Genomic DNA, 25,191 nt, shown 5'->3' on the forward strand with positions numbered 1-25,191 from the left:
GTAAGACGCTAAGATAGACAAAGGATGGTAAAAGCCTGTTACTATTAGGTAATGATTTATTCCAATCATAGAGGGAAGAGGGAATGAGTGAAGAAAACACGGTGGTAGAAGGGGCGAAGTGGGCACAGACATGGCTCACCAGCAATCAAGACCTGTTGATTCAATATGGGGTCAATATTGTCTCAGCATTATTGATATTAGTGATCGGTAACATGGTGGTAAAAGGGCTCGCTAATTCCATGGCGGGTGTGATGCGTAAGCGTAATATGGATAACGCGGTGATCGAGTTCATCCATGGCTTGGTTCGATACTTACTCTTTATCATCGTGCTGATTGCTGCACTCAGCCGTGTTGGCGTACAAACCGCTTCTGTGATTGCGATTCTTGGTGCTGCTGGTTTGGCTGTCGGTTTAGCCTTGCAAGGTTCGTTAGCCAACTTTGCCGCTGGCGTCTTAATTGTGATGTTTCGCCCCTTTAAATCAGGGGATTATGTCGAGCTGGCAGGCGTTGCAGGCTCTGTTGAGTCAATACAGATTTTCTCTACTGTGCTGACCACGCCGGACAATAAAATGGTTGTTGTCCCCAATGGCTCAGTGATTAGCAGCCCAATCACAAACTACTCGAGACATGCGACGCGCCGTGTCGATTTAACCATTGGTGTGGCGTACAGCGCCGACTTGAAAAAAACCAAGGCTGTGTTAACGGATATTGTGACGCAGCATCCGCTTATTCTAAAAGATCCTGAGCCTAATGTGGCCGTGATGACATTGGCCGATTCTTCGGTCAACTTCGTCGTCCGTCCCTGGGTAAAAACCGAGGATTACTGGACTGTTTATTTTGAACTGCTTCCTTCGATTAAAGAAGCGCTGGACGAAAACGGGATTGAAATTCCTTTCCCGCAAATGAGTGTTCATTTCGAACGCGGAGAGAGCCAAGCGTAAGCAGTCTATTGGTTTTAACTGGTATGGGTGCGGTCAGTGTGCCGCATCCATTCCCATTACTTAACTGGCGAGCAAGCGTGCATAAAGACCAAGCGCGAGCTTTCCGGCCACAAACAACATCATACTGGCCATTAACAGGTCGAGTAATCGACGTATCGATGGCGTCGACAGCCAAGGCGACAAGCGGGCAGCCCCCGCGGATAAACCATAAAACCATAAACACGATCCCATCAGCGCGCCGATAGTAAAGGCGATGCGTTCATCGAATGCAAACTGGCCGCCAATCGCCCCTAACACCACCACGGTATCAAGGTAAACATGCGGGTTGAGTAAGGTCACCGCAAGCGCACCAATGATCACCGCTCGGCGCCCACGGCTCATGCTCGGCACGGTTGAGACATCTTCCTGATTTTGCTGACGCGCACTTTGTATAAACTGCCACGCATACACACTGAGAAACGCGATGCCAGCTATAGTGATCGTATTTAGCAATAAAGGATAGCTTGCTAATAAAGCGCCTCCACCGAAGATACCTGTCGAGATCAAGACAATATCGCAGATAAAGCAAATGGATGCGGTGATCATGTGGTGTTCACGACTGATCCCTTGGTTAATCACATAAGCGTTTTGGGCGCCAATGGGAATAATCATGGTGAGGCTTAATCCTAAGCCCTGAAGTGCGACTAAAAAACTGCTCACGGTCTCTTCCTTTTATCTCGTGTATTCCTCTTACTTTAAGCAGAGTAACCCGTAAAGGGAATCGAATTCTCTGCATTACGCCAAGGGTTCGGGACTTAGGAGAGGAACTGCCGATCACAAACAAGTTTGTGCCGAGTAATAAATGGCGTTGATCGTGTTTTAACATAAACTTGACTTAGGCGAGGGAGTCTTTCGCGAATAACAGAGTCTGACCGATAACCTCATGACAATTTGAATCCATGAAAGGAGAAATGATGCGTAAGTTTAAAGCAATAATATGGCTCACAGGTGCGTTGGTTGTTGCCCCTACAGCGATGGCCAATATCGATTTCCCTCATTTAGAGATCACCGGTGTTGGAGAAATCACGGCAGCGCCTGATATGGCCAATATTGATGTTGGCGTGGTTACTGAGCGAAAAACCGCCAAAGCAGCAAAAAGTGCATCAGATAAAGCGGTTGCGGCTTTTATCGAACGATTGGCAAGGCAAGGCGTGAAACGTGATCAGATAGAGAGTGCCCATATCCAGCTATCTCCACGTTATCAACATACCAAAGACAAAGCGCCTGAACTGATAGGTTATCGTGCCGAGCGCCAAGTGACGGTAACGTTAAACCAGCTAGACAAGTTGAATGCGGTATTAGATGGTGCGCTGGGCGAGGGGATCAATCGTATCCGACAGGTACAGCTAACCAGTAGCGAACAGTCGGCGCTCAAAGATAAAGCTCGCGAGGCTGCCGTTAACGACGCCAAAGCAAAAGCGACAGCACTGGCTGAGAGCCTAAATATGCATTTGGATGGCGTGTGGCAAGTCCGTTATCGCTCGAGTAATCCACGTCCTGTGATGATGAATGCTGAAATGCGTAGTGGCAGTGCTGATGTTGCCGCAAGCTATCAAGACATGACAATGCAGGTCCGTGACCAAGTCGATATTATTTTCCGCTTAGATGACTAACCGCACGTACAGCCGCTAGTGGTGGTATGACTATCGGTCAGCGATCATAAAGGGCGCCTAAGTAGGCGCCCTTTATCTTACTTGTCTTACCGTGTGTTACGCGGTTGGATTAACCGGCTTACCGTCGGGATCCGTTGCGTCATCACTTTGGGTACCATTGCGACGCGCTAAGCGCTGCTCCCAGTAGTCAGCATTTTTGATCCCCAGTTTAACCGGATCAAAGGTGTAAGTTTCAACCCCTTGGGCTTGCTGCTCTTCATAGTCTTTCAACGCCTTCATCGCCGGTTTAGACATGAAGAAGATGATGATAATACCGACAATGTTGAGCCAAGCCATTAAGCCAACCCCAGCGTCACCAAATGCCCAAGCGAGGTTAGCACTACGCACACAACCATAGAATACCGCGGACATCAGCACCAGTTTCAGCACAAACATCATACCAGGCACTTTAAACGTGCGACGTAGGTAAGCAATGTTGGTTTCCGCAATGTAGTAGTAGGCGAGAATGGTAGTAAAGGCGAAGAAGAAAAGTGCAAACGCGATAAAGGGTTTGCCCAATCCAGGCATTGCCGCTTCAATGGCAAGCTGAGTAAACTCAGGACTATTGGCTGCCACCGACGAGGCTAAATTTTGCACGATAAAGGCGTCACCGGCACCGTGTACATTGTAAGCACCGGTGATGATGATCATAAACGCGGTGGCTGAACAGACTAACAGCGTATCGATATACACGGAGAACGACTGCACCAAACCTTGCTGAGCGGGGTGATCAACGTTCGCAGCAGCGGCGGCATGAGGGCCTGTCCCTTGACCGGCTTCGTTAGAGTAAACCCCACGTTTTACCCCCCAACCGATTGCTGCGCCAGCGCCGGCCATTGGTGTGAAGGCATCGCCAACAATCATGGCAAACACGGTAGGCACTTCGCTGATATTGAGCAAAATGATAACGAAGGCGATAATGATGTACGCCAGCGCCATAAATGGCACGACGATCTGGGTAAAGTGGGCGATACGCTTCACGCCACCAAAAATAATGAAACCTAGCACGACAGAAATAAAAGCGCCCGTGATGATTTTAGACACCTCGAGTGCGCCAAACATGGCAGTATCAACCATGGCACCTGAGCCAAAGGCGGTTTCAACGGCATTCCCAATCGCATTCGACTGTACGCCCGGCAACATGACGCCACACGCGAGGAGTGTCGCGAGTGCAAAAAGAATGGCATACCATTTTTGCCCCATCGCTTTTTCAATATAATACGCGGGCCCACCGCGGAACTCGCCATTGTCTTCTTCTTTATAAATCTGCGCTAAGGTTGACTCGGTGAATGCCGTCGCAGCCCCTAAGAAGGCAACGACCCACATCCAAAAAACAGCCCCTGGGCCGCCAAAACCGATCGCGGCTGCCACACCGGCAATATTACCGGTACCGACACGACCAGAGAGGGACACGGCGAGCGCTTGGAATGAAGAGATCCCTTTTTCCGAACTTTTCCCAGAAAAGAGCAGTCGCCACATTTCTGCGAAGTGACGAACTTGAACGAAACGCGTCAATATAGAGTAGAACAGGCCTGCACCTAAACAGGTGTAAATCAGAACTGGGCTCCATATGATGCTATTTAAGAAATCGACAAACGATTGCATAGTGAGTTCCTTCTACTGTGTTTGCATCATGTTTTGTTTTTATCGCGTCTAGCATCTTAAACTGATCTTCAGTTCATTTGTTAATATTTTGTGTCATTACATTGCACGATGTGTGAAATTGATCGTTTAGTGTGCAGTAAAATGGACGTGATAGGTGAAAAAAAGGAGGCCGTGTCGGGCCTCCTTGAGTAAATCCTTATATTTCAGCCAGTCAGTGCGATGGATGAGTGTCTAAGTCTATTTGCGTTTTTTGGGCTTTTTAGCTGTGGTTGTCTTTTTATCGCTTTGCTTCTTTTTTTTCTTTTTGTGCTCTGCTTTTTTATGTTTTGGCTTCAAATCACCGATGGTTCGCTCTTTGATATCCTCATCCATATAACGGGTGATACGATCCATCATCGGTTGATCGTGCGCTTCAACCAGTGAAATGGCTGATCCTTTCTTACCTGCGCGTGCTGTGCGACCAATACGATGTAAATACACATCGGCGGTACGGGGCAGATCGTAGTTAATCACGTGAGTGATATCAGGCACATCAATGCCGCGAGCGGCCACATCGGTCGCAAGGAGAACATGCACTTTTCCTTCACTAAAACGACTGATGGCATTATTGCGTTTAGCTTGTTGCATTTCACCTTGGATCCAGGCGCATTCTAGTTGTTGTGACTGCATATACTCGCGAAGTTCCGCCAAGCGTTCACGTGTTTTTATGAAGACAATCGCGCGCTCCGCTTGGTCGGTCACAATGGCTTTGAGTAGTGCGCGTTTGTGATTGAGATCGTCACAGCGGTAATACCATTGAGTGATTTTTTTGCGTTCACGGCGAGGAGGGGTGACATCGATGAGTTCTGGCTCGTCTAAAAGACTGTCCGTGAATCCGCTAACCCCGCGACCTTCAAGCGTAGCTGAAAATAACATGGTCTGACGGCGACGTTGGCACTCATCGGAGAGGCGATTGACCGTATTGGCAAAGCCCATATCCAACATGCGATCGGCTTCGTCGAGAATGAGGCACTCGACGGCGCGACAGTCGAAACGTTCAGCTTCAATGTATTCCATTAGGCGGCCTGGCGTCGCGACGACAATATCCTGTGTTTTACCCAGTTGTTCGGCGTGCTCTTGATACGAAATCCCACCCGTAATAGTGAACACTTTGAGACTGGTGTTTTTGGCTAATGCCCGCGCTTCCTCAGCGACTTGTATGGCGAGTTCGCGCGTCGGTGTCAGGATAAGCACGCGGCCGGGTCCTGGCTTTTGCCGCGGGAAATCTAACAAATGCTGCAGCATTGGTAGCAAAAAAGCGGTGGTTTTTCCCGTTCCGGTTGGCGCCGACGCGAGGATGTCGCGCCCATCCATACCATGGGGGATGACCTCCGATTGGATAAGCGTTGGGCGCTGATAGCCCATATCGTCGAGTGCACTGAGCAGTTCAGGATCCAGCTCTAGTTCGGCAAAGCTTCGCACAGGGTAATTCTCCAAGGATAGTTAAGCGCGGCATTATAGACGCAAATGGTGTAAATAGGCAGCGCGTCATGACCAATACGGATTGTCCTACACTGCGATATTTTGCTTACGGCAATTTGAGATAAAACGCGCGCGTCAAGGCGGTAAACGCTTGGGTGTAATCGCCATGCTCATCACGCACAGTGATCGTATCAGATCTTAGCGTTCCCGTCGTGGGGCTTAACGTGAACAGTAATCGAGAAGGCGGCTTATTCGGGCTTGGTGTTACGAGTACATGACGGCATAAGTAGAGATCATATTCAGCGGCCTGTTCGATCAACGCCTCAGCTTCTTTTATCGGTAAAATCAGGTCAGCACACCCTGTTGGTGTTAAAAGGCGTGCCAAGCAGTGAACTAAATCTGCATGGCTAAGCGTGTCCGTGTGTCTGGCGATCGCACGTTGCTTGTTTTTTGACGAGACCCCACTGGTAAAATATGGCGGGTTACACACAATGTGAGGCCATAGAGGTGGGCTATGGTAGGTGTTGATATCGGTATGTTGTACCTGAATCTGATCCACAAACCGCGACCTTGCCACATTATCGTATGCACAATGAAACGCTGACACGTCATAGTCGACGGCTGTCACGGCCAGGTTAGCAAAACGTTGTGCCAACATAAGGGCCAATAATCCGGTGCCAGTCCCTATATCTAAACTCTTTTGTGCCTGATGAGGTTCGGCCCACGCCCCTAACAGCACCCCATCGGTACTGACTTTCATGCCGCATTTACCGTGTTCAATCGTAAATTGCTTAAATCGAAATTGACTCACAAGATGCTCAGTGTCTCCGTAGTTTGGTCAGCAAGCCGATAGCATTTTTTACTTTAATGTGATCAGAGTGTTGCAAGATATCGTTATTGAAAAATGCCAGAGATAATTATTTAGCCAGTTTATTGAGCTAATTGTTATTGCTAAAGCAGAAGATCACAAGGTTTTTTGCCAATGCCTTTACTGTGACAGGGAACTTGTTCATTATTCTGCATTCCGCCTATCGTCTGAAACAAAATATTATAAATCAGCGTTTCAGATGGGCGAAAGATTATTCATTTGCAAACACCCTCTAAAGCTGTAGGTATTCATCGTGACTAAACGTTTAAAATTAGTAGATATTTTAGCGTTAGGTTTTATGACCTTTGCCTTTTTCTTAGGCGCGGGGAATATAATCTTTCCACCACAAGCTGGCATGTTAGCTGGCGACCATTACACCGCCGCCATGATCGGATTTTTGATTACGGCTGTTGGTCTTCCGCTAATCGGTATTATCGCCGTTGCCATCGCAGGAGGGGGCTGGAAAGGGCTCACTCGTGATTTGCCAACCGGTATCGCGACCCTGATGGCAGTGTTGATTTTTATCATCATTGGCCCAGCTTTTGCGGCGCCTCGTGCCGGACTGGTCGCTTACGAAATTGGTTTTAAGCCTTTTTTGTCATCGCCTGGACAGCTTGAGCTGGGTGCGTTTTCTGTGGTCTTTTTTGCTGCTGCAATGTTTTTCTCTCTTTCGCAAGGAAAACTGATCGACACGATTGGTAAATTCTTGACGCCTTTGTTATTTGCGGCATTAGCGATCCTGGCGATCGCCGTCATTGTTAATCCACAAGGAGAAGTAGCTGCCGCGCAAGGAAACTACGTTGAGAATGCGCTGACCACCGGCTTTCTTGAAGGGTATAACACCATGGATACCTTCGCCGCACTGATGTTTGGTATGTTGATTGTCGATGTGATCCGTAAAAAGGGCATTGAAGACAACAAAGCGACCTGCATGTATCTGATTTACGCCGGCATTATTGCTGCGGCGGGCTTAGCGTTTGTCTATGTGTCCTTGTTTTATTTAGGCTCCACCGCGAGTGTGGTGGCGCAGGGGACCCAAAACGGTGGCGAAATCATGGCCGCGTATGTCGATGCGCTGTTTGGTCCGGTTGGACAAATGATCCTTGCCGCCATCATTGGTTTAGCCTGTTTGACCACAGTGATTGGCTTGGTCAGCGCATGTGCAGACTATTTTAGCTCGCTGACATCATGGACATATCGTCGCTGGGTCGTGGTGGTTGCCACTGTCTGTGCGGTGGTTGCCAATGTTGGCCTAAAGCAGTTAATTGCGATTTCCGTTCCGGTCTTGTTCGCTTTATATCCGGTAGCGATTGCCTTGATTGGCTTGACCTTCATTCGCCGCTGGCTGCCAAACCCAGCACTGGGTTATCGTTTAGTCATGGGGGTGGCTTTACTCTTTAGTTTACTCGATGCAGTGAAAGTGATGGGGGCGGACATGAGTGCCTTTAACTTCCTACCACTGTTCGATGTTGGCATGGCATGGTTACTTCCGACGTTAGCGGCCATGGTGGTAGCCAAGTTTGTTGGCGCCCGTGACTCGACATTAGCCGAAGCATAATCGCCTTGTCTTAAGATAAAAAACCGCGCCAAATAGCGCGGTTTTTTATTATGGCAATGGTGGATCTATCATGGCCCAGACAATTTAAGCGCTCACGGTTAGCAAGCGTACAGCGTAGGATTGACTGCACGCAGAGTGCGTTAAAGCATGGCCTGATATTCTACCAGTACTTGCTCGCACCAGGCTTGGATGCGCTCATCACTGAGATCATATTCGCTGTCTTCATCAAGGGCTAAGCCAACAAATTGTTTGCCATCCTCCGTCACCGCCTTGGAGGCATCAAAGCGGTAGCCTGCGGTTGGCCAGTAGCCAATAAACTGCGCGCCACAACCTTGTAACTGTTGATGAAGCATGCCCATGGCATCGAGATACCATTCCGCGTAGCCTTCCTGATCGCCTAAACCGAACAATGCGATGGTCTTATCGTTTAGCTGCAAGCTATCAATATCTTGCCAAACGGCTTCCCAGTCTTCTTGGAGTTCGCCGAAATCCCAGGTGGAAATGCCTAGCAGTAGTAAGTCATAGTCTGCCATCTTGGCGAGCGGCGTTTCTTTTACATTGTGGAGCTCGACCAGATCGTCACCGATAAAATCACGGATTTTTTCCGCGGCCATTTCGGTGTAGCAGGTGGTAGAGCCATAAAAAAGACCGATTTTCATAGCGCGACTCTGTTGTTTATCATGCGGGCAGTTTACCTGTTGAACGGCAATTTGATCCAGCAAGGGCTGGCGACATTTTGTATAATGTTGGCCGTCCCTACCCCGGCAAACCACGTATTTTCCGATTTATAACCAAGCAGGCTGAACGTGAATAAAAACATTGAATTAATCGAACAGTTTCTGGACGCCATGTGGATGGAACGCGGGTTATCCGAGAATACCTTAAATTCCTATCGTGCCGACTTACTCAAGCTTTGTCACTGGCTCGACCGTCGTGCATTGGTGGCAGTGAGTAAGCAAGATTTACAAGATTATCAGTATTGGTTACACGAACAAGGCTACCAGTCCAGCTCTCGCAGCCGAATGGTGTCGGCATTACGTCGGCTTTTTCAATATGTATACCGTCAGAAGTTGCGTCCCGACGATCCGAGTGCGACGCTGATAAGTCCCAAACAACCTAAACGATTGCCAAAAGATCTAACTGAAGCGCAGATCGACGATTTATTAGAGGCACCGAACACGCGCGATCCGTTAGAGTTGCGAGATAAAGCGATGCTAGAGCTACTCTATGCCACCGGGCTACGTGTAACCGAATTAATTGAACTCACCACTGAAACCGTGAGCCTTCGCCAAGGTGTCGTGCGTGTCTCAGGGAAGGGCGATAAAGAGCGGTTAGTACCGATGGGTGAATCGGCGGTGGATTGGCTCGAACAGTATTTAGCTCACAGTCGTCCCGTCTTATTGGGCCAAACCAGCACCGATGTGTTTTTTCCGAGTAAACGCGCGCGGCAAATGACACGACAAACTTTTTGGCATCGAATTAAATATTATGCTCAACTGGCCGGTATTGAGACCGATGATTTATCTCCACACGTCCTTCGACATGCTTTCGCGACCCATCTGCTTAATCATGGTGCGGATTTGCGGGTAGTACAGATGTTGTTGGGGCACAGTGATCTTTCAACGACGCAAATTTATACCCATGTGGCGACGGAGCGTTTGAAACAGCTTCATCAAGCGCATCATCCTCGAGGTTAACCCGCAATTGGTAATCACTTCATGATAGAAATAAAAAGACGGACGCCGTCAGTCACGCCAGCATTCAGCGATGCCATTCCTCCGCTCTTACAGCGTTTATATGCGCACCGTGGGCTACAAACAGATAGCGAGCTAAATCGCAGCGCAGCGGGGCTCCATCAATATCAAGCGCTCAAAGGGATCGATGCCGCCGTACACTTGCTTGCCGAGGCCTTGGCGGCCCATCGGTCTATTTTAATCGTTGGAGATTTTGATGCTGATGGCGCGACTTCATCGGCGCTATCAGTAAAAGCACTGCGTATGATGGGCGCGACACGCGTAGATTATTTGGTGCCCAATCGCTTTGATGATGGTTATGGCTTGAGCCCAGAGGTGGTTGATCAAGCCGCTGAGCGAGGCGCAGAACTGATTATGACCGTCGATAACGGCGTATCTTCATTAGCAGGTGTTGCCCATGCCAAAGCCCTCGGTATGCACGTATTGGTAACCGATCATCATTTGCCCGGCGATCAACTGCCGAATGCGGATGCGATGGTCAACCCGAATTTAGATGACTGCCACTTTCCCTCTAAAGCGTTAGCAGGGGTCGGGGTCGCGTTTTATTTAATGCTTGCCTTGCGTGCGCACTTGCGTGACCAAGGTTGGTTTACGCAACAAGGTTTGGCTATCCCTAATCTGGCTGAGCTACTCGATTTAGTCGCACTCGGCACGGTGGCGGATGTGGTGGCGCTTGATAGCAACAACCGCATTCTTGTTCATCAAGGGTTACAGCGGATCCGAGCAGGTCGTTGTCGGCCAGGGATTCAAGCCTTGATCGAGGTCGCCAATCGCAATATGGCAACACTGGTCGCCAGTGATTTTGGTTTTGCGCTAGGGCCCAGGATCAATGCGGCAGGACGGTTAGATGACATGGCCTTCGGGGTAGAGCTATTACTGTGCGACAACATCCATGCGGCCAGACGGATGGCGTCCGAGCTGGATGCGTTAAATCAAACGCGTAAAGATATCGAACAAGGTATGAAGCAAGAAGCCGTGGCTTGGTGCGAGCGCTTGATTGCCGAACACTCTGAGCAAGATTTACCGGTGGGACTGGCCTTATTTCAGCGCGATTGGCACCAGGGTGTCATTGGCATTCTCGCGTCGCGCTTAAAAGATCAATTTCATCGTCCGGTGATCGCCTTTGCCGACGGTGGCGAGGGGCTGATCAAAGGATCGGCACGCTCGATTCCCGGCTTACATATGCGTGACACGCTAGATAGGATAGATACGCTCAATCCCGGGTTAATTAAAAAGTTTGGCGGCCATGCCATGGCCGCGGGACTGACCATCGACGAAGCACAGTTTGATACGTTCGCCAAGCAGTTTGATGCGCAGGTGCGCGAGCAGGTCAGTGAGGATGATCTGAAAGGGGTATTATTGAGCGACGGCGCGCTGCAAAGCCATGAGCTGGGGATAGAGACTGCCGAGATCATTCAATCTGGCGGACCTTGGGGACAAGGTTTTCCAGAGCCGCAGTTCGATGGCAACTTTCATGTATTACAGCAAAAGCTAGTGGGAGGAAAACACTTAAAATTGATGGTTGAGCCTGAAGGTGGTGGCACCATGATAGATGCGATCGCATTTAACGTGGATGTGCGTCGCTGGCCGGATCCCAGTGTCAAAACGCTTCACCTCGTTTATCGACTGGATATCAATGAGTTTCGTGGTAATCGCAGTGCTCAGCTGATTGTTTCTTACCTTGAACCGGCTTAATTGTGCGGCTTTTTCCATCACGCCCTGTTTATTAGCGCGACAATTCGCTAAAATTCGGCGGTTAAATTTCCGCAAATAATGAAGATGCTTGACCATGTTTGAGATTAATCCAATCAAAAATCGCCTCGCGGATATCGCTGAACGCACCGATGTCCTTCGGGGGTATCTTTGACTACGATGCTAAAAAAGAGCGTCTAGAAGAAGTTAATGCCGAATTAGAACAACCCGACGTATGGAATGAACCACAACGTGCCCAAGCGCTGGGTAAAGAGCGTGCTTCACTGGAGGCGGTGGTTGAAACCATCGATCACTTGACCCAAGGGGGCGAAGAGGTCAACGAGCTGTTGATGCTGGCGGTCGAAGAAGACGATCAAGAAACCTTTGATGAAGTTGAGCCTGAGTTGGCCGACCTTGAAACAAAGCTCACTAAGCTTGAATTCCGTCGTATGTTCTCTGGCGAGCATGATTCATCCGATAGCTATATTGACTTGCAAGCAGGGTCTGGCGGCACAGAAGCGCAAGATTGGACCAACATGATGCTCCGCATGTACCTCCGTTGGGCGGATGCGAAAGGCTTTAAAACCGAAGTTATCGAAGTATCTGAAGGCGATGTCGCTGGGCTTAAATCGGCGACTGTGCGTATATCGGGCGAATACGCCTACGGATGGTTACGTACGGAGACAGGCGTACATCGCTTGGTGCGTAAGTCGCCGTTTGATTCTGGCGGGCGCCGTCATACCTCATTTGCGTCTGCGTTTGTGTACCCTGAAATTGATGACGACATTGATATCGAGATCAATCCTTCTGATTTACGCATTGATGTTTACCGTGCATCGGGGGCCGGTGGTCAGCACGTTAACACCACAGAATCAGCGGTCCGTATTACGCATATTCCGACTAATACCGTGGTGCAGTGTCAGAACGATCGCTCGCAACACAAAAACAAAGATCAAGCGATGAAACAGCTAAGAGCCAAGCTGTTTGAACTTGAGCTACAAAAGCAAAATGCGGAAAAACAAGCCAACGAAGATGCAAAGTCGGATATTGGTTGGGGCAGTCAAATTCGCTCCTATGTCTTGGATGATTCGCGCATCAAAGACTTGCGTACCGGTGTTGAAAACCGTAATACCCAGGCCGTTCTTGATGGCGATTTAGATAAATTTATTGAAGCCAGCCTCAAATCTGGCCTGTAATCACGATTTAATGTAAAGGGTTTTCTATGACTGACCAGTTACCAGACGAAAATAAGCTGATTGCCGAGCGTCGCGCCAAACTGAATCACATTCGTGAAAACTGTAAGGCAAACGGCCATCCTAACGACTTCCGTCGTGAGCATCTTGCCGCAGACCTGCAGGCTGAATTTGGCGATAAAGACAAAGCCGAGCTTGAAACACTTGATCACAAAGTCACGATCGCAGGCCGTATTATGGCCAAGCGCGGACCATTTATGGTGGTACAAGATGTCTCGGGCCGTGTGCAAGCCTATGCCTCGAAAGACGTACAAAAAGCGCTGAAAGCCGAGTACCAAGGCTTAGATATTGGTGATATTATTGGCGTGCATGGTGCGCTGCATAAGTCGGGCAAAGGCGATCTGTATGTCAACATGGAGCGCTACCAGCTACTGACCAAAGCATTGCGTCCGTTGCCAGAAAAATTCCATGGCTTGGCTGATCAAGAGCTGCGTTATCGCCAACGTTATGTCGACTTGATTGTCAACGAAGAGTCACGTCACGCATTCCAAGTGCGTTCAAGTGTGGTGACCGCCATTCGTAACTACATGGTAGAAAAACACTTTATGGAAGTGGAAACACCGATGATGCACGTTATCCCAGGTGGGGCAACAGCACGTCCATTTACCACTCATCATAATGCGTTAGATATCGACATGTATCTACGTGTCGCGCCTGAGCTATACCTCAAGCGTCTCGTTGTCGGTGGTTTCGAGCGTGTGTTTGAAGTGAACCGGAATTTCCGTAACGAAGGTTTATCGCCACGCCATAACCCAGAATTCACCATGATGGAATTCTATATGGCGTACGCGGACTATAACGATCTGATGGATCTCACCGAAGATATGTTATCGCGTGTGGCGCTGGAAGTGATGGGGCAATCTGTAATGCCTTATGGCGAACATGAGATTAATTTTGCTGGGCCTTACCCACGCATTACCATGCTTGATGCCATTAAGCAGTACAACCCTGATCATGCTGAGATTCAAGCGCTGAACGATGAGAATGTGCAAGAGCGAGATCATCTAGCCGCCATTGCGAAATCACTGAATATCAGTGTCGAATCGTTTTGGACGGCTGGCCAGTTACTTGAAGAAATCTTTGGTGAAACGGCGGAGCCACAATTAATTCAGCCGACCTTCATTACCGAATACCCAGCGGATATCTCACCATTGGCTCGTCGCAATGACGACAACCCATTCGTGACTGATCGTTTTGAATTCTTCGTGGGTGGGCGTGAAGTGGCCAATGGCTTCTCGGAGTTGAATGATGCCGAAGATCAAGATGCGCGCTTCAAAGCCCAAGTTGATGCCAAAGATGCAGGTGATGATGAGGCAATGTATTACGATGCCGATTACATTAATGCGCTTGAACATGGCTTGCCGCCAACGGCAGGGCAGGGAATTGGCATTGATCGTCTGGTGATGCTCTTTACCAATACACATACCATTCGCGATGTGATTTTGTTCCCAGCGATGCGCCCTCAACAAGGTAGCTAAAACTGGAAAGACCACCATGGAAGCGGCTCACAGAGCCGCTTTTTTTGTGCCTTATACCCGATATTTAGGTCAAAGACTCAACATTTTATCGGGTTTATTCATATATTTGACTAAAATAATGCTTATGGTGTCCAGCTGATGTCTCTTTATTGAGACAGATTTAAAATCGGCCATCTTTATAATAAGGCTTTGTTTGGCAAGTAGTATGACAGACTGGATGTAAGGCAGGTGTTATGGGATTTGATGCAGGGAGTGACAAAACCTTAAGCTCACTCGTGATGGTCGGTGGCGCTTATGAGCCTTGGCTGGCAACCCTTGAGCAAGCTGGCTGGCATTGTCATCGCTGCTATGATTTGCGTGCTGCGCAGTCATTGTTACAAGATATCGGCCCTTGTATTGGTATTGTCGATCTCAGCCATAACGACTTTAGCCTCAATGGTGTCGCTTCGCTAGTTAACCGTAACAAGCAGGTGCGTTGGTTAGCCTTGGTGAGAGAAAATCAGCTTACTAATGAAGCGATCTGCCAGTTTATTGTCAGTTTCTGTATTGACTACTTCACCTCACCTGTTCCTAATTCGCAACTGATGAGTACCATTGGTCACCAACTCGGTATGCTGCGTCTTGAGCGCCATGTCTGGCCACAACTCGGTGACCACAGTGATATGGGACTAGAGGGAACGAGCCCGGCGATGAAAAAGTTGCGTGATCAAGTACGTCGTGTCGCGCCAACCGATGTGTCTGTGTTAATCGCCGGCGAGAGCGGTACCGGTAAAGAGCTAGTGGCCCAAGCGATTCATCATGCATCTACTCGTGCGAAAGCGCCGTTTGAGTCGGTGAAATGCTCGGCGTTAGCCGATGAGTCGATGCAGCATGCGTTGCTGGGCGATGAAAAGATGCCAGGGAAAATCCGCCAGTGTCATAAAAGTACCTTGTTTTTTGATGAAATTGGCGACTTACCCCTGCACTTGCAAGGGCACTTACTGCATTTGCTGCAAGAAGGCACCTTGGATATCACCCATGACCAATATAATCGTGATCTCGATGTGCGCGTGATTGCCTCCACACATATGGATTTAGAAAAGCGTGTCGCCGAAGGATTATTTCGCGAAGACTTGTATTATCGATTGAATGTGCTGCGTATTAATATGCCAGCGCTTAAAGATCGCCAGTCCGATGTACCTGAGTTAGCAGAGTATTTTTTGCTTAAGTTTGCACGTCAATATAATACGCAAGCGCGAACCTTTTCTGATGAAGCCAAGCGTGTGCTCAGTAGTTATTCATGGCCGGGTAATGTGCGCGAGCTTATCAACCAGGTGAAGCGCGCGGTATTGCTGGCCGATCATCTGGTGATTGATGCGGAGCACTTAGATTTGCCCCATCAGGGTGATTATAAACAAAGCTTACGTAAAATCCGTGAAGAGTCGGAACGCGATGCGTTAATTGCTGTGCTAGAGGAAAATAAGGGACAAGTATCGGCCGCGGCTAAAGAGCTCGGTGTTTCACGTGCGACCATGTATCGGCTTTTAAATAAACACAATTTGATCCCCGCGCCACGCACGTTTCGTCAATAAACCTTTTGACGTATTTCTATGAAGGTTGATGTACTCAGCCTTGTTTTGAGTGGGGAGCTGGGATCGGAAACAAATAGTCATACAGCCAGTTATAAACAAACGCATAAATCAGATAAAAAATGACGAGCCCAATATCCATGCTCAGAGCTTGCCAAAAGCTCATCGACAGCCACCACATGATAAAGGGGATAGTGGCGACCAGAAGCCCAGCCTCAAAAAGCACAGCATGCAACAGACGCAAGGGGAGGGTTTTGATCACCGAGCCCCGCCGCGCTAACATCGCTTTATCAAAGCCAATGTTGTAGACATAATTCCAGAAGGTGGCGAGAACTGAAAAAATCGCCCCCATCACGCCAAGGTGACCGATCCCAGCCCCAAGGATCCAATTGAGCCCCAAGACCACCAAGATCAAGCCCGTTAGTTCAAAACCGATAGCATGGCGCCATCTATCTGCCTGTGTTCTCATCAAGTTGCCGCGTTAGGTTGGATAATACGGCCAGATTACATGGAATGGACGGCAACGCAACCGAGATAAATGTGATAGTGACTTACTGCGCTGTTGTTTGACGATGTGCGATAAACTCGAAGCTATATTGATATAAACGAAAATAGTTCACTGTATACTCAAATGGCGTGCCATCAACTAATTCACTCACCGATTCAACACGTAAAATAGGTGTGTTTTCTTTGGTATTCAATAGATCAGCGAGCGATAGAGAGGTGCTATCTGGCCAAACGCACTGTCGACTTTTGGCGATCTGCATTCCTTTTTGGTGCTCTATATAATCATATTTTGATGTTTGCATGATATCGATACTAAGGTCGGTAAACATGGCAACCGGCAGATACGTGCACTCTAGAATTTCTGGCTCATCATCGATCAAGCGAAGACGTTGTATCGCATAGATTAATGTGCCTTCCTCAAGATTTAATTTACTAGCAATCGCGTGACTACAAGGACACGTTTCAAACGCAATCACCTTTGAACTTGGGATCTTTCCTTGTGCGGATACTTCTTCGATAAACCCCATTAGTTGAAAGGCATTATGTTGTGCTTTTGGCGCTTTTACATAGCTACCACTGCCTCTCACTCGATAAAGCAGTTCATTATCGACCAATACTTTCATTGCCTTACGTATCGTGACGCGGCTGACATTATAGGTTGCTTGTAGTTCTGCTTCTGTGGGCATCATCGCGCCTGGTGTCAGGGTGCCATCTTTAATCTGCTCAGTGAGTAAATCGGCTATTTGCATGTAGCGAGGTTTCAACATGTCGGCTCCTTTTAGCTGCATGCCCAATCATAACAAACTGTGATCGATAATACATTTAAAGTACATAAATAGATTCTTATCGTGCCCCTGATCAATAAATGACCCTTTGTGTATTTTTAAAGTATCTTTAATGTAATACATTAAAGATACATATTAAGAGGAGACACGATGATGAAACCACAAAAGCTTACTATCGTCGGGGGTGGAAGCACCTACACACTCGGCATGATTAATAGCTTGATCGCTGAGAAAGAGGCATTTCCACTACGCAAAATCACCTTCTATGACATTGACGAACAAAGACAGGCTTCAAACGCAAAAGCAACAGAAATCTTACTGCGCGAAGCTTATCCTGAGGTCGAGGAGTTCGTGTACACCACGGATAAAGAAACCGCATTTTCTGATGCTGATTTTTTCTTTATTCAGATCCGCACGGGTGGATTACCGATGCGTGAGCGTGATGAGCAGGTTCCACTTTCTTATGGCTGTGTCGGTCAAGAAACCTGTGGCGCGGGTGGAATGGCTTATGGGCTGCGTTCTATCGGTGACATGATTACCTTGGTCAATGAAATCCGCGCGTTTGCTCCTGACGCGTGGATTCTAAACTACACCAACCCTGCTGCCATTGTAGCTGAAGCGCTACAGCGCCAGTTTCCTGATGACAACCGCATTCTAAACATCTGCGATATGCCTGCCGCCATTATGGTGAGTTATGCACAATTACTTGGTTGCGAGATCTGGGATTTGGTGCCGGAATACTTTGGGCTGAACCACTTTGGATGGTTTACCAAGGTACGAAATCGAGAAGGTGTTGACCTTACCGCTGAGATTAAACGCATCATTCTGGAAGAGGGGATCAGTGCTGTCGATCCAGAAATTGCTGATGATCCTTCATGGCAGGCAACGTTCAAAAACATGCAAACGATGCTACGGGATAATCCAGAGTACTTACCGAATACTTACCTACAGTACTACTTATACCCAGAAAAAATGGTTGAAAAAGAGGATATCGCTAATACGCGAGCGCGCCAAGTGATCAATGGGCGAGAAAAGCGGGTGTTTAGCCTGAATGAGCGCATCATTGCCGCGGGCACCACCGCTAATGAGCACCTTCACGCAGACATTCATGGGCGCTATATGGTTCGCGTGGCGGCCTCGTTGGCATATAACCGTGGTGAGACGTATCTGGTTATTGTGCCGAATGATGGCGCGATCGCAAATATTCAGAATGATGCCATGGTGGAAGTACCGGCAGCGTTAACCAATGACGGCCCGAAACGCTTTGCGGTCGGAACCATCCCTACGTTCCAAAAAGCACTGATCGAAGGCCAACTCGGCTACGAAAAGCTGGTCGTTGATGCCTGGTTTAGCGGAGATCGACAAACACTGGTCAACGCGCTCACGCTCAATCGCACCGTTGTGGATGTGCCAAAAGCGCAACAGATCGTCGATGAGCTTCTACGTGTTAACGCCGACTATCTACCGCAATTTCATTAATAATACGATGCCCCAGAGACCATCTGGGGCCAAAACCTGGGAGCGATCATCATGAAAGATATGATCCAGCGCTTTGGCGCAGCAATGTTTGTCCCTGTGCTCCTCTTTCCTGCCGCCGGTATGTTATTAGGCTTATCGGTGATGTTGCTCAACCAAGATCTCTTTCCTTGGGCGGTGGAAGGCAGTGCATGGGTAAAAGTGTCAACGATCCTTCTCCAAGCCTCGTTGGCGGTGTTTAAAAATATGGCCCTGGTGTTTGCGGTAGGGTTACCGATAGCACTAGCAAAATCTGCATCCGGGCGTGCAGTACTGGCCACACTAGTGTCATACATCACCTTTAATTATGTGATTGGTGGCATTTTACAGTTCTGGGGACCTGAGCTTGGGGTGAATTATGTGGAGGGTGAGCGTGGACTGACTGATGTTGGCGGTATATTGACTTTGGATACTAACCTATTGGGCGCCATCGTCATTGCTAGCCTCTCCGTTTGGGTTCACAATCGTTTCTTCGACAAAAAACTGCCAAACTGGGCGGCAGTGTTTGGTGGCACCCCCTTGGTGGTTATTGTGAGTTTCCCGATCATGGTACTCATGGCGATCATCACCTGTTTTACTTGGCCAAGTATTCAGCACGGCATTAATAATCTACAAACCTTTTTAGTCGGTGCTGGTTCATTCGGGGTATGGATGTTCACCTTCCTTGAGCGGATTATGATCCCAACGGGTCTGCATCATTTTGTCTACGGTCCCGTATTTTATGGACCCGTAGCGGTGGATGGCGGCACGGTGGCTCATTGGATTCAAAATATCCAAAACTTTGCCAGCAACCCTGCGCCTTTAACCGAGCAATTCCCACAAGGTGGCTTGATGTTGACTGGGATGGGGAAAGTCTTTGGCTGTACCGGTATTGCCATGGCCCTTTACGCAACCGCGAAACCAGAAAACAAGAAAATGGTGCTCGGTTTAGTACTCGGTGCGGCATTGACGGCCATTCTTACTGGGATCACTGAGCCGATTGAGTTTACCTTCCTGTTTATCGCGCCAGCATTGTTTGCACTCCACGCGGTATTGGCAGCGACCATGGCAACTATTGCCTATTGGTTTGGTGTCTCAGGTAACTTCCAGACTGGGATCATCGACTTTATTTTTCAAAATTGGTTACCGCTAGGCAGCTTGCATGGCGATACATATATAGTGCAAGTGCTCATCGGCCTGAGTTTCACCGCTATTTACTTTGTGGTATTCCGCGCGCTGATTTTGAAATTTGATATCCCCACGCCCGGCCGGGCAGCGCAGAGGCGAAGCTTTATACCAAAGCCGACTATAAGGGTGCGCAGCAAAGCGATTCATCGAGCGGTGTGATTGATGGCGGGCAAGCGAGTGCGTTTATTGAAGGGCTAGGTGGTAAAGACAACATAGCCTTGCTTACCAATTGTGCAACACGGTTGCGTATCAAGGTGCATGAGCCAGAAAAAGTAGCGGAAACGCAATATTTTCAGGCGCATGGTGCAGTCAACATGGTACGTAATGGTGATAGCTTTCAAATTATTGTCGGCTTAACCGTACCTCAGGTTCGCGAAGAAATGACGCAATTGACACGAGCGTAGGTTTTGCGCCTCAAGACAAGGAATGAAGAGCGGTACTGGGTACCGCTCTTATGCATTGAGGCTAATATAAGCTAGGAGTTAATCGTACTTAGGTACTATTGATTAGAGTGTTATTAGTGGTAATGTTCGTTGGTTACGAAAAGTCGTTTGAGTCTGAGTCAGTTGTTGCCCAATTTAAGGTGATACTCAGTGTGGCCATCGAATAATAATTGAGAGCGTGTAATGTCTGAAATTGAAGAAGAGCTGTTACTAGCCTTTAAATTGAGTAGGGTGATTACTTACGACGTTTTAGATCGTTGCGCTTTCCCTTACGGGGATATTGCCAAAGAAAAATTATCTAATGAAAAGGATATCATTAGAGAAAATGGATACGAATATTATTATCTAGGTAGAGAGCTCTCAGATCTTGACCGGAAAAAAATTCTATCAATCATCGATAATGATGATAGAGTCTTCAGGTTTGTAAGTGTGTTACCTAAAGAAGGAGTAAATATATTATATAAAACCTTGCTGAAGTATGAGAGTGATGTGAATCATTACGTGAGTGTTATCTTACAGGTGATGATTGATCTTAACTTAAGTGAAACGCCACTATTCTTAGTGAATAAGCTGATGCGGCAAGGGTTCAATTTAGAAAAGAGAGTGCTCGTCAAAGCGATTAAAATATATCTTGTTTTTGGGAAATTCGAACAAGCTAAGCTATGTTATAACGTTTTTTTCGGTAATGATAACCCAGACACGAGTAGCTATGGTGAAATACTCTTGTATCATATCGTGCGTCGGCTAGAGCACGGTGAAACACTCAGTGCTGATTTGTTTTTTGAAAAGTATCAGCTTGGTAAAATTGACATTGATGACGAAGAGGTAATTGACTTACTCACATCGACTGCTCAAGAGTTATTTCTTCTTAGCCGATTTGATGATTGCCAACATCTTCTTAAAAATCTCCTTCCGTTATGCCAAAGACGAAAGCGTTGGATTAGTCTGTATTATGGCTATTTCCTCAATATACTTTGCGCGGCAATGAGTGATAATTACGAGACTGCGTTAGGTCGTTATGACTTATATACGCTATTGCCTTACCGAACACATAAAATGCAGTACATGACGACGGTGGCTATTATTATTTCATCACTCTGGTCAGGTAAAGGACTACACACGATAGAGAACTATATTAATCGCTTTAAGCGTGATTATTTATCATCTACTGATAACTGTTTTTATCAGATATACTCTTTGTACTGCAACATGCTAATTGAGGTATCGAGAGAGCGGTTCTCCTTTAAAAACTTTGTTGCGTTTGAGAGAAAGCTCATCTCCGTTTATGAATATAACCAGGTATCAGAAGCTTGGAATACCCCTGATTTCTACTCGCTGTATGAGTTAGCTCGATGTCGAGATAAACGTGTCAGACTGCCGTGTATTGTAAAGTCATCTTTTGTTGAACACTTTTACCAAGAGCAAATTAGAAATTATTTGAGAAATAGACCTTGTCACTTTAAGCCCCCCATCCTTTTTGTCTTTTTGAAGCGAAATGTACAAGATAGACATTTACAAAAGGATGGCACAGGATGTCATGCTTTATCTAAAAAAGAACGAGAAATCGTGGAGCTTCTTAAGCTGGGCTACTCTTACAAAGATCTTGCTAGCGCACTAAATATATCAATCAACACGGTTAAGTCCCATGCGAACAATATATATAAGAAACTCGGTGTTAAGGGGCGCTATGACTTATTGTGATTTTTGTTAATAGAGTCACCTGATTTTGTTGTTTTTTCCATTTACCTTGAGTTTCGTACCAGAGTACTATTTACCCATATAGCGCCTAGCGGTATTTTATGATTAACTTCTATTTACCTGGTGTTTTATAATGAATTACTCTGCTGTTTACTCATTATTACTGCTGGCCTCGTTCACTTCATTTTCTGCTTACTCTAACACGAATAATTCAATATCACTTGAGTACAGACACTCTCTTTATGACAGTGGAGAAATAATTGACGGACATGCGAACGGCGCTCAGTTTACCTATTACTATCAACTGTTAGAGGGTACCTCAATCTATGCTGGGTGGAGCTATGACGCGATAGAGCATAAAAGCCATCTATCATTAGAGGGTATCGATAAAACAGGCTATTCCCTTGGTTTGACCTTAACGCGTGATTATGCCTGTATCCAAGCAGGATTATACGGGGGACTCACCTATAAGCATTATGAGTTCGATGTCGATGAGAGTGATGAGCCAAAAGACTTTGGGCATGAGTGGGGGTATGAGCTTGGCGGTATCGTGATGCGACCCTTAAGCGAAAACATTCATGTGATGTCTCGTCTCGGCTATGAGTCCTCGCAAGATGATGTATATATAACAGACTCTAGACAGGAAGTTGATGATAACTATCTGTTTTCTCTTGGTGTCTTGTATAAATTTTAATGCCTAGATAGCAGTTTTATGGGAGAGGGGAATGAAGAAGTTAGGGTTTAGACAATCGCTCCTTATGGGGGTGTTGATATTGGTATCCTTATCATTGGGTGTGGTCAGTCTTTTCACATATCTTAATGTCTATGACGCATTTAAGCAGGATAAAGAGAAAACGGTTAGGGAATATGTAGAAGCGAATGCCGGAACCATTTCATCCTACTTTGATGAAAAAGAAAGTGTCTTATTAAATCTTTCAGAATACTACAAAAGTAACCCTTTTCCAGATAATAAAATAGCGCTGGTCAAGCATATCGCTGCCTCGACGAATATGGACAGTGTGGTGTTTACTTCTGGAAATGGCAAAGCTTATTGGAATCAACAGGGTGCCGACTGGCCAGGACACATATATAAAGGCGATGCACGAAATAGAGAGTGGTACAAAGCGGCTGTATCGACAAATGGCGTTGCGACAACGCGAGCTTACAAAGGCGCTGAGAGAATGTGGATGTCGATGGCCACTCAAATAGGAAACGATGTCCTCTCTTTTGATTTTGACTTGTCAAAAATGAATAAGATTGTTGAGTCTTTCCAAGAGATGGATGGGGCAGTCGCGGTGATTATGGATAGGCACTCAACCATTCTCGCCTCCTCAAGTCCAAATATTTCTAATGGCGAGCAAGCTACGTCACTGGCGGGCTTTTCCAGTGTTGCTAGGGCTGTCATCAATAGTACTCAACCCAAGTATCAAGAGTATACCTATGGGGGAGTTGAAAAAGTGTTTTTCTCGGCGCCGCTAGAGATTGCTGATACAACGTGGTTTTTGGGCGTCTCTGTAGAGGACGAAAAAACATTTGCACCGATTTATCAAACTCGCACCACCACAATACTCATGGTGTTCGCGGGCATCCTGGCAGCCATCGCTGCTTTCTATCTGTTAATCAATAAGCTGTACCGTCCTATCACCTCTCTTCGTGTGTTGGCAGAGGATCTTTCCAGTGGTGAAGCCGATCTCACTAAACGTCTTAACCTTGAGCGCAATGATGACTTGGGTGACATTGGTCGAGGTATTGATGCATTTATTGATAAAGTCCATCGTGCCGTTGCTGATATCGTCGAGGTCTCTTTAGGACTGGCTGATAATGTCGAGCGGTTACAATCGCTTACCGAGGAAAACGCTGAGAGTATTGGTCAGCACTCGGTTGAAACTGAGCAAGTGGCAACAGCCATTGAAGAAATGAACAGTACCGCCCATTCGGTCGCGCAAAGCGCCGTTAAAGCGTCCCAGATCACTGTAGAGGCATCAGAGTTAGGCGGGCAATCAGAAGAAGTGGTGAGAAAAGCGCAGTCGCTCAACGAGCGCTTGTTAGAAGATATGGAAGCCTCTGTTGCCTTGGTGAGCGACATGAACGCCAGCAGTGACAACATTAATGGCGCATTGAAGGTGATTGGAGAAATTGCAGAGCAAACCAATTTGTTGGCGCTTAATGCGGCAATAGAAGCGGCGCGTGCTGGTGAGCAGGGACGAGGCTTCGCGGTAGTCGCGGATGAAGTCAGGACGCTTGCGAGTCGGACAATGGACAGCACCAAGGAAATCGATAAGGTGCTTTCTGCGCTATTAGCTAGTAGCGAACAAATGTCTGCAGCGATTAATCGTACAAAACAAATGTGTGTTGATACGGCTTCCGGTCAAGAACAGGTGGCTACAAGCTTGAGAACGATGGCGGAGTACGCAAAAGAAACCGACGATGCCAGTACGCAAATCTCAACAGCGGCTGAAGAGCAATCAGCGGTGTCTGCGGACATCAGCGAAAACATGAATAGGATTAGGACCATTGTAGCGTCAATTAGCAAAGGGAGTGATGTGGTCACAGAAGAAGCCGAGAAAATTGGTCGTCTGAACTCACGTCTGCATGAAACGGTTAAGCGATTCAGAGTATAAATCGAGGTTTTGGTGTTGATGGGTAGCAATCATTGTATGTCAGACGCCATAAAAGACACAAAAGAGCGGCTTTTTTTTGAACTTGTTGTGAATAGCCTAATAAGGCTTTACTCCTACATTAGCACTGTAGATAAGCATGTTTCCTTATCGGAGCGGAAGCGTTTGTTGCTTGTTTACTATAAACGTATGTTAGATAACCCAAAATATAAGCTGATACGTCAGGACATGCGAGGTTTTATTCATGGGTGCCGAAGTAAAAGTTTTGATATGGAAGCGGCCTTATTGAAGCTCTACTTTAGTTCTCATCCATGTGCATACTAGGCTATTGTTGCGGGTTATTTTTCGAAAACTGGTAGCGAGATTATTACTCTAGCCATTTATAATGTTTTTTAGGGGAGAAATATGCTGGGGGCTTATAGTGGTATTTTCAAAGAGGTCTATAAGCCTCAATGCATCCATTGTGATCGACAAGCTGGGCGACAAGTAAAAAAGGCGAGCTGTGAACAGTATTTAAATAATATGATTGGTTTTGTATTGAGCGACAATTACGGTGGCCGGTCTAGCGACAATTATCTTGGCCGGTTGA

Annotated in this window: 22 protein-coding genes; 15 read left to right on the forward strand and 7 right to left on the reverse strand. The window is 47.2% G+C overall.

Features of this window, described 5'->3' with window-relative positions; translation table 11 throughout:
* The first annotated feature begins 83 nt into the window (after positions 1–83).
* Complete coding sequence (mscS, locus tag HLG76_RS13380; protein WP_175993834.1) at positions 84–941, forward strand: small-conductance mechanosensitive channel MscS; 858 nt, start codon at positions 84–86, stop codon at positions 939–941.
* A gap of 60 nt (positions 942–1,001) precedes the next feature.
* Here mscS and HLG76_RS13385 read toward each other — a convergent pair whose 3' ends face one another.
* A complete protein-coding gene (locus tag HLG76_RS13385) occupies positions 1,002–1,592 on the reverse strand; it encodes a LysE/ArgO family amino acid transporter (RefSeq protein ID WP_175993847.1) in 591 nt (196 codons plus the stop codon).
* A 302-nt stretch (positions 1,593–1,894) separates the two neighbouring features.
* On the opposite strand from HLG76_RS13385, the gene HLG76_RS13390 reads away from it, so the two are divergent.
* Positions 1,895–2,593 carry an oxidative stress defense protein gene (locus HLG76_RS13390; protein WP_175993835.1) on the forward strand — a complete coding sequence of 233 codons (699 nt, stop codon included), beginning with the start codon at positions 1,895–1,897 and terminating at the stop codon, positions 2,591–2,593.
* A gap of 96 nt (positions 2,594–2,689) precedes the next feature.
* Here the strand turns inward: HLG76_RS13390 and HLG76_RS13395 are convergent, their stop codons facing one another.
* From HLG76_RS13395 to HLG76_RS13405, 3 genes are all read right to left on the reverse strand, one after another.
* Positions 2,690–4,237, reverse strand: coding sequence for a sodium:alanine symporter family protein (locus HLG76_RS13395; RefSeq protein WP_175993836.1), 1,548 nt, complete (start codon positions 4,235–4,237; stop codon positions 2,690–2,692).
* A 237-nt stretch (positions 4,238–4,474) separates the two neighbouring features.
* Positions 4,475–5,698: an ATP-dependent RNA helicase SrmB gene (gene srmB, locus HLG76_RS13400; RefSeq protein WP_175993837.1), complete on the reverse strand. Its 1,224-nt coding sequence runs from the start codon at positions 5,696–5,698 to the stop codon at positions 4,475–4,477.
* A gap of 106 nt (positions 5,699–5,804) precedes the next feature.
* Complete coding sequence (locus tag HLG76_RS13405) at positions 5,805–6,509, reverse strand: tRNA1(Val) (adenine(37)-N6)-methyltransferase (RefSeq protein WP_368656359.1); 705 nt, start codon at positions 6,507–6,509, stop codon at positions 5,805–5,807.
* A 310-nt stretch (positions 6,510–6,819) separates the two neighbouring features.
* Between HLG76_RS13405 and brnQ the strand changes: the two genes are divergently transcribed.
* Positions 6,820–8,124, forward strand: coding sequence for a branched-chain amino acid transport system II carrier protein (gene brnQ / locus HLG76_RS13410; RefSeq protein ID WP_175993838.1), 1,305 nt, complete (start codon positions 6,820–6,822; stop codon positions 8,122–8,124).
* Positions 8,125–8,264: 140 nt separating this feature from the next.
* On the opposite strand, the gene fldB is transcribed toward brnQ, so the two are convergent.
* Complete coding sequence (gene fldB, locus HLG76_RS13415) at positions 8,265–8,783, reverse strand: flavodoxin FldB (protein WP_175993839.1); 519 nt, start codon at positions 8,781–8,783, stop codon at positions 8,265–8,267.
* A 147-nt stretch (positions 8,784–8,930) separates the two neighbouring features.
* Here fldB and xerD point away from each other — a divergent pair, with 147 nt between their 5' ends.
* From xerD to HLG76_RS13440, 5 genes are all read left to right on the forward strand, one after another.
* Positions 8,931–9,821: a site-specific tyrosine recombinase XerD gene (xerD, locus tag HLG76_RS13420; RefSeq protein WP_077576788.1), complete on the forward strand. Its 891-nt coding sequence runs from the start codon at positions 8,931–8,933 to the stop codon at positions 9,819–9,821.
* Positions 9,822–9,842: 21 nt separating this feature from the next.
* Entirely contained in the window at positions 9,843–11,573 is a 1,731-nt protein-coding gene (recJ, locus tag HLG76_RS13425) for a single-stranded-DNA-specific exonuclease RecJ (protein ID WP_077461739.1), read from the forward strand.
* A 94-nt stretch (positions 11,574–11,667) separates the two neighbouring features.
* Positions 11,668–12,766 (forward strand): peptide chain release factor 2 gene (prfB, locus tag HLG76_RS13430; RefSeq protein ID WP_175993840.1). Its coding sequence is split into 2 segments (ribosomal slippage): positions 11,668–11,742 and positions 11,744–12,766, totalling 1,098 coding nucleotides; the frame shifts between segments, so codons are not numbered across the junction.
* A gap of 26 nt (positions 12,767–12,792) precedes the next feature.
* Positions 12,793–14,301, forward strand: coding sequence for a lysine--tRNA ligase (gene lysS, locus HLG76_RS13435; RefSeq protein ID WP_077646814.1), 1,509 nt, complete (start codon positions 12,793–12,795; stop codon positions 14,299–14,301).
* 233 nt (positions 14,302–14,534) lie between these two features.
* On the forward strand, positions 14,535–15,872 hold the full coding sequence (locus tag HLG76_RS13440; protein WP_175993841.1) for a sigma-54 dependent transcriptional regulator: 1,338 nt from the start codon (positions 14,535–14,537) through the stop codon (positions 15,870–15,872).
* Positions 15,873–15,906: 34 nt separating this feature from the next.
* Here HLG76_RS13440 and HLG76_RS13445 read toward each other — a convergent pair whose 3' ends face one another.
* Both HLG76_RS13445 and HLG76_RS13450 read right to left on the reverse strand, forming a co-directional pair.
* Positions 15,907–16,338 carry a PACE efflux transporter gene (locus HLG76_RS13445; protein ID WP_077661478.1) on the reverse strand — a complete coding sequence of 144 codons (432 nt, stop codon included), beginning with the start codon at positions 16,336–16,338 and terminating at the stop codon, positions 15,907–15,909.
* Between the two features lie 82 nt (positions 16,339–16,420).
* Positions 16,421–17,143, reverse strand: coding sequence for a GntR family transcriptional regulator (locus tag HLG76_RS13450; RefSeq protein ID WP_175993842.1), 723 nt, complete (start codon positions 17,141–17,143; stop codon positions 16,421–16,423).
* Between the two features lie 168 nt (positions 17,144–17,311).
* Here HLG76_RS13450 and HLG76_RS13455 point away from each other — a divergent pair, with 168 nt between their 5' ends.
* The 7 genes from HLG76_RS13455 to HLG76_RS14835 form a co-directional block, all read left to right on the forward strand.
* Positions 17,312–18,640 carry a 6-phospho-alpha-glucosidase gene (locus HLG76_RS13455; protein ID WP_254877699.1) on the forward strand — a complete coding sequence of 443 codons (1,329 nt, stop codon included), beginning with the start codon at positions 17,312–17,314 and terminating at the stop codon, positions 18,638–18,640.
* Positions 18,641–18,691: 51 nt separating this feature from the next.
* Entirely contained in the window at positions 18,692–20,002 is a 1,311-nt protein-coding gene (locus HLG76_RS13460) for a PTS transporter subunit EIIC (RefSeq protein ID WP_254877700.1), read from the forward strand.
* Positions 19,999–20,247, forward strand: a complete 249-nt coding sequence (locus tag HLG76_RS15050) for a glucose PTS transporter subunit EIIB (protein WP_368656360.1) — start codon at positions 19,999–20,001, stop codon at positions 20,245–20,247. The genes HLG76_RS13460 and HLG76_RS15050 overlap by 4 nt, the downstream gene beginning before the upstream one ends.
* Positions 20,248–20,469: 222 nt before the next feature.
* Entirely contained in the window at positions 20,470–21,987 is a 1,518-nt protein-coding gene (locus HLG76_RS13465; RefSeq protein ID WP_175993843.1) for a LuxR C-terminal-related transcriptional regulator, read from the forward strand.
* Positions 21,988–22,117: 130 nt separating this feature from the next.
* The gene (locus HLG76_RS13470) at positions 22,118–22,678 is read left to right on the forward strand and encodes an outer membrane beta-barrel protein (RefSeq protein WP_175993844.1); all 561 of its coding nucleotides are present in this window, start codon (positions 22,118–22,120) and stop codon (positions 22,676–22,678) included.
* Positions 22,679–22,709: 31 nt separating this feature from the next.
* Positions 22,710–24,605 (forward strand): methyl-accepting chemotaxis protein, encoded by a 1,896-nt coding sequence (locus tag HLG76_RS13475; protein ID WP_175993845.1) that lies wholly within the window; start codon positions 22,710–22,712, stop codon positions 24,603–24,605.
* Positions 24,606–25,007: 402 nt separating this feature from the next.
* A partial coding sequence (locus HLG76_RS14835; protein WP_217706591.1) for a hypothetical protein occupies positions 25,008–25,191 on the forward strand: 184 nt, incomplete at its 3' end.

It is taken from the genome of Salinivibrio sp. EAGSL, from assembly GCF_013366455.1.
In the GTDB taxonomy this organism is placed as follows: domain Bacteria; phylum Pseudomonadota; class Gammaproteobacteria; order Enterobacterales; family Vibrionaceae; genus Salinivibrio; species Salinivibrio costicola.

What these genes read in the sequence shown, in the direction of transcription:
- mscS (WP_175993834.1), top strand. Translation starts at nt 84, where the DNA reads ATGAGTGAAGAAAACACGGTGGTAGAAGGGGCGAAGTGGGCACAGACA.
- HLG76_RS13385 (WP_175993847.1), bottom strand. Translation starts at nt 1,592, where the DNA reads ATGATTATTCCCATTGGCGCCCAAAACGCTTATGTGATTAACCAAGGG.
- HLG76_RS13390 (WP_175993835.1), top strand. Translation starts at nt 1,895, where the DNA reads ATGCGTAAGTTTAAAGCAATAATATGGCTCACAGGTGCGTTGGTTGTT.
- HLG76_RS13395 (WP_175993836.1), bottom strand. Translation starts at nt 4,237, where the DNA reads ATGCAATCGTTTGTCGATTTCTTAAATAGCATCATATGGAGCCCAGTT.
- fldB (WP_175993839.1), bottom strand. Translation starts at nt 8,783, where the DNA reads ATGAAAATCGGTCTTTTTTATGGCTCTACCACCTGCTACACCGAAATG.
- recJ (WP_077461739.1), top strand. Translation starts at nt 9,843, where the DNA reads ATGATAGAAATAAAAAGACGGACGCCGTCAGTCACGCCAGCATTCAGC.
- lysS (WP_077646814.1), top strand. Translation starts at nt 12,793, where the DNA reads ATGACTGACCAGTTACCAGACGAAAATAAGCTGATTGCCGAGCGTCGC.
- HLG76_RS13440 (WP_175993841.1), top strand. Translation starts at nt 14,535, where the DNA reads ATGGGATTTGATGCAGGGAGTGACAAAACCTTAAGCTCACTCGTGATG.
- HLG76_RS13445 (WP_077661478.1), bottom strand. Translation starts at nt 16,338, where the DNA reads ATGAGAACACAGGCAGATAGATGGCGCCATGCTATCGGTTTTGAACTA.
- HLG76_RS13450 (WP_175993842.1), bottom strand. Translation starts at nt 17,143, where the DNA reads ATGTTGAAACCTCGCTACATGCAAATAGCCGATTTACTCACTGAGCAG.
- HLG76_RS13455 (WP_254877699.1), top strand. Translation starts at nt 17,312, where the DNA reads ATGATGAAACCACAAAAGCTTACTATCGTCGGGGGTGGAAGCACCTAC.
- HLG76_RS13460 (WP_254877700.1), top strand. Translation starts at nt 18,692, where the DNA reads ATGAAAGATATGATCCAGCGCTTTGGCGCAGCAATGTTTGTCCCTGTG.
- HLG76_RS13465 (WP_175993843.1), top strand. Translation starts at nt 20,470, where the DNA reads ATGTCTGAAATTGAAGAAGAGCTGTTACTAGCCTTTAAATTGAGTAGG.
- HLG76_RS13470 (WP_175993844.1), top strand. Translation starts at nt 22,118, where the DNA reads ATGAATTACTCTGCTGTTTACTCATTATTACTGCTGGCCTCGTTCACT.
- HLG76_RS13475 (WP_175993845.1), top strand. Translation starts at nt 22,710, where the DNA reads ATGAAGAAGTTAGGGTTTAGACAATCGCTCCTTATGGGGGTGTTGATA.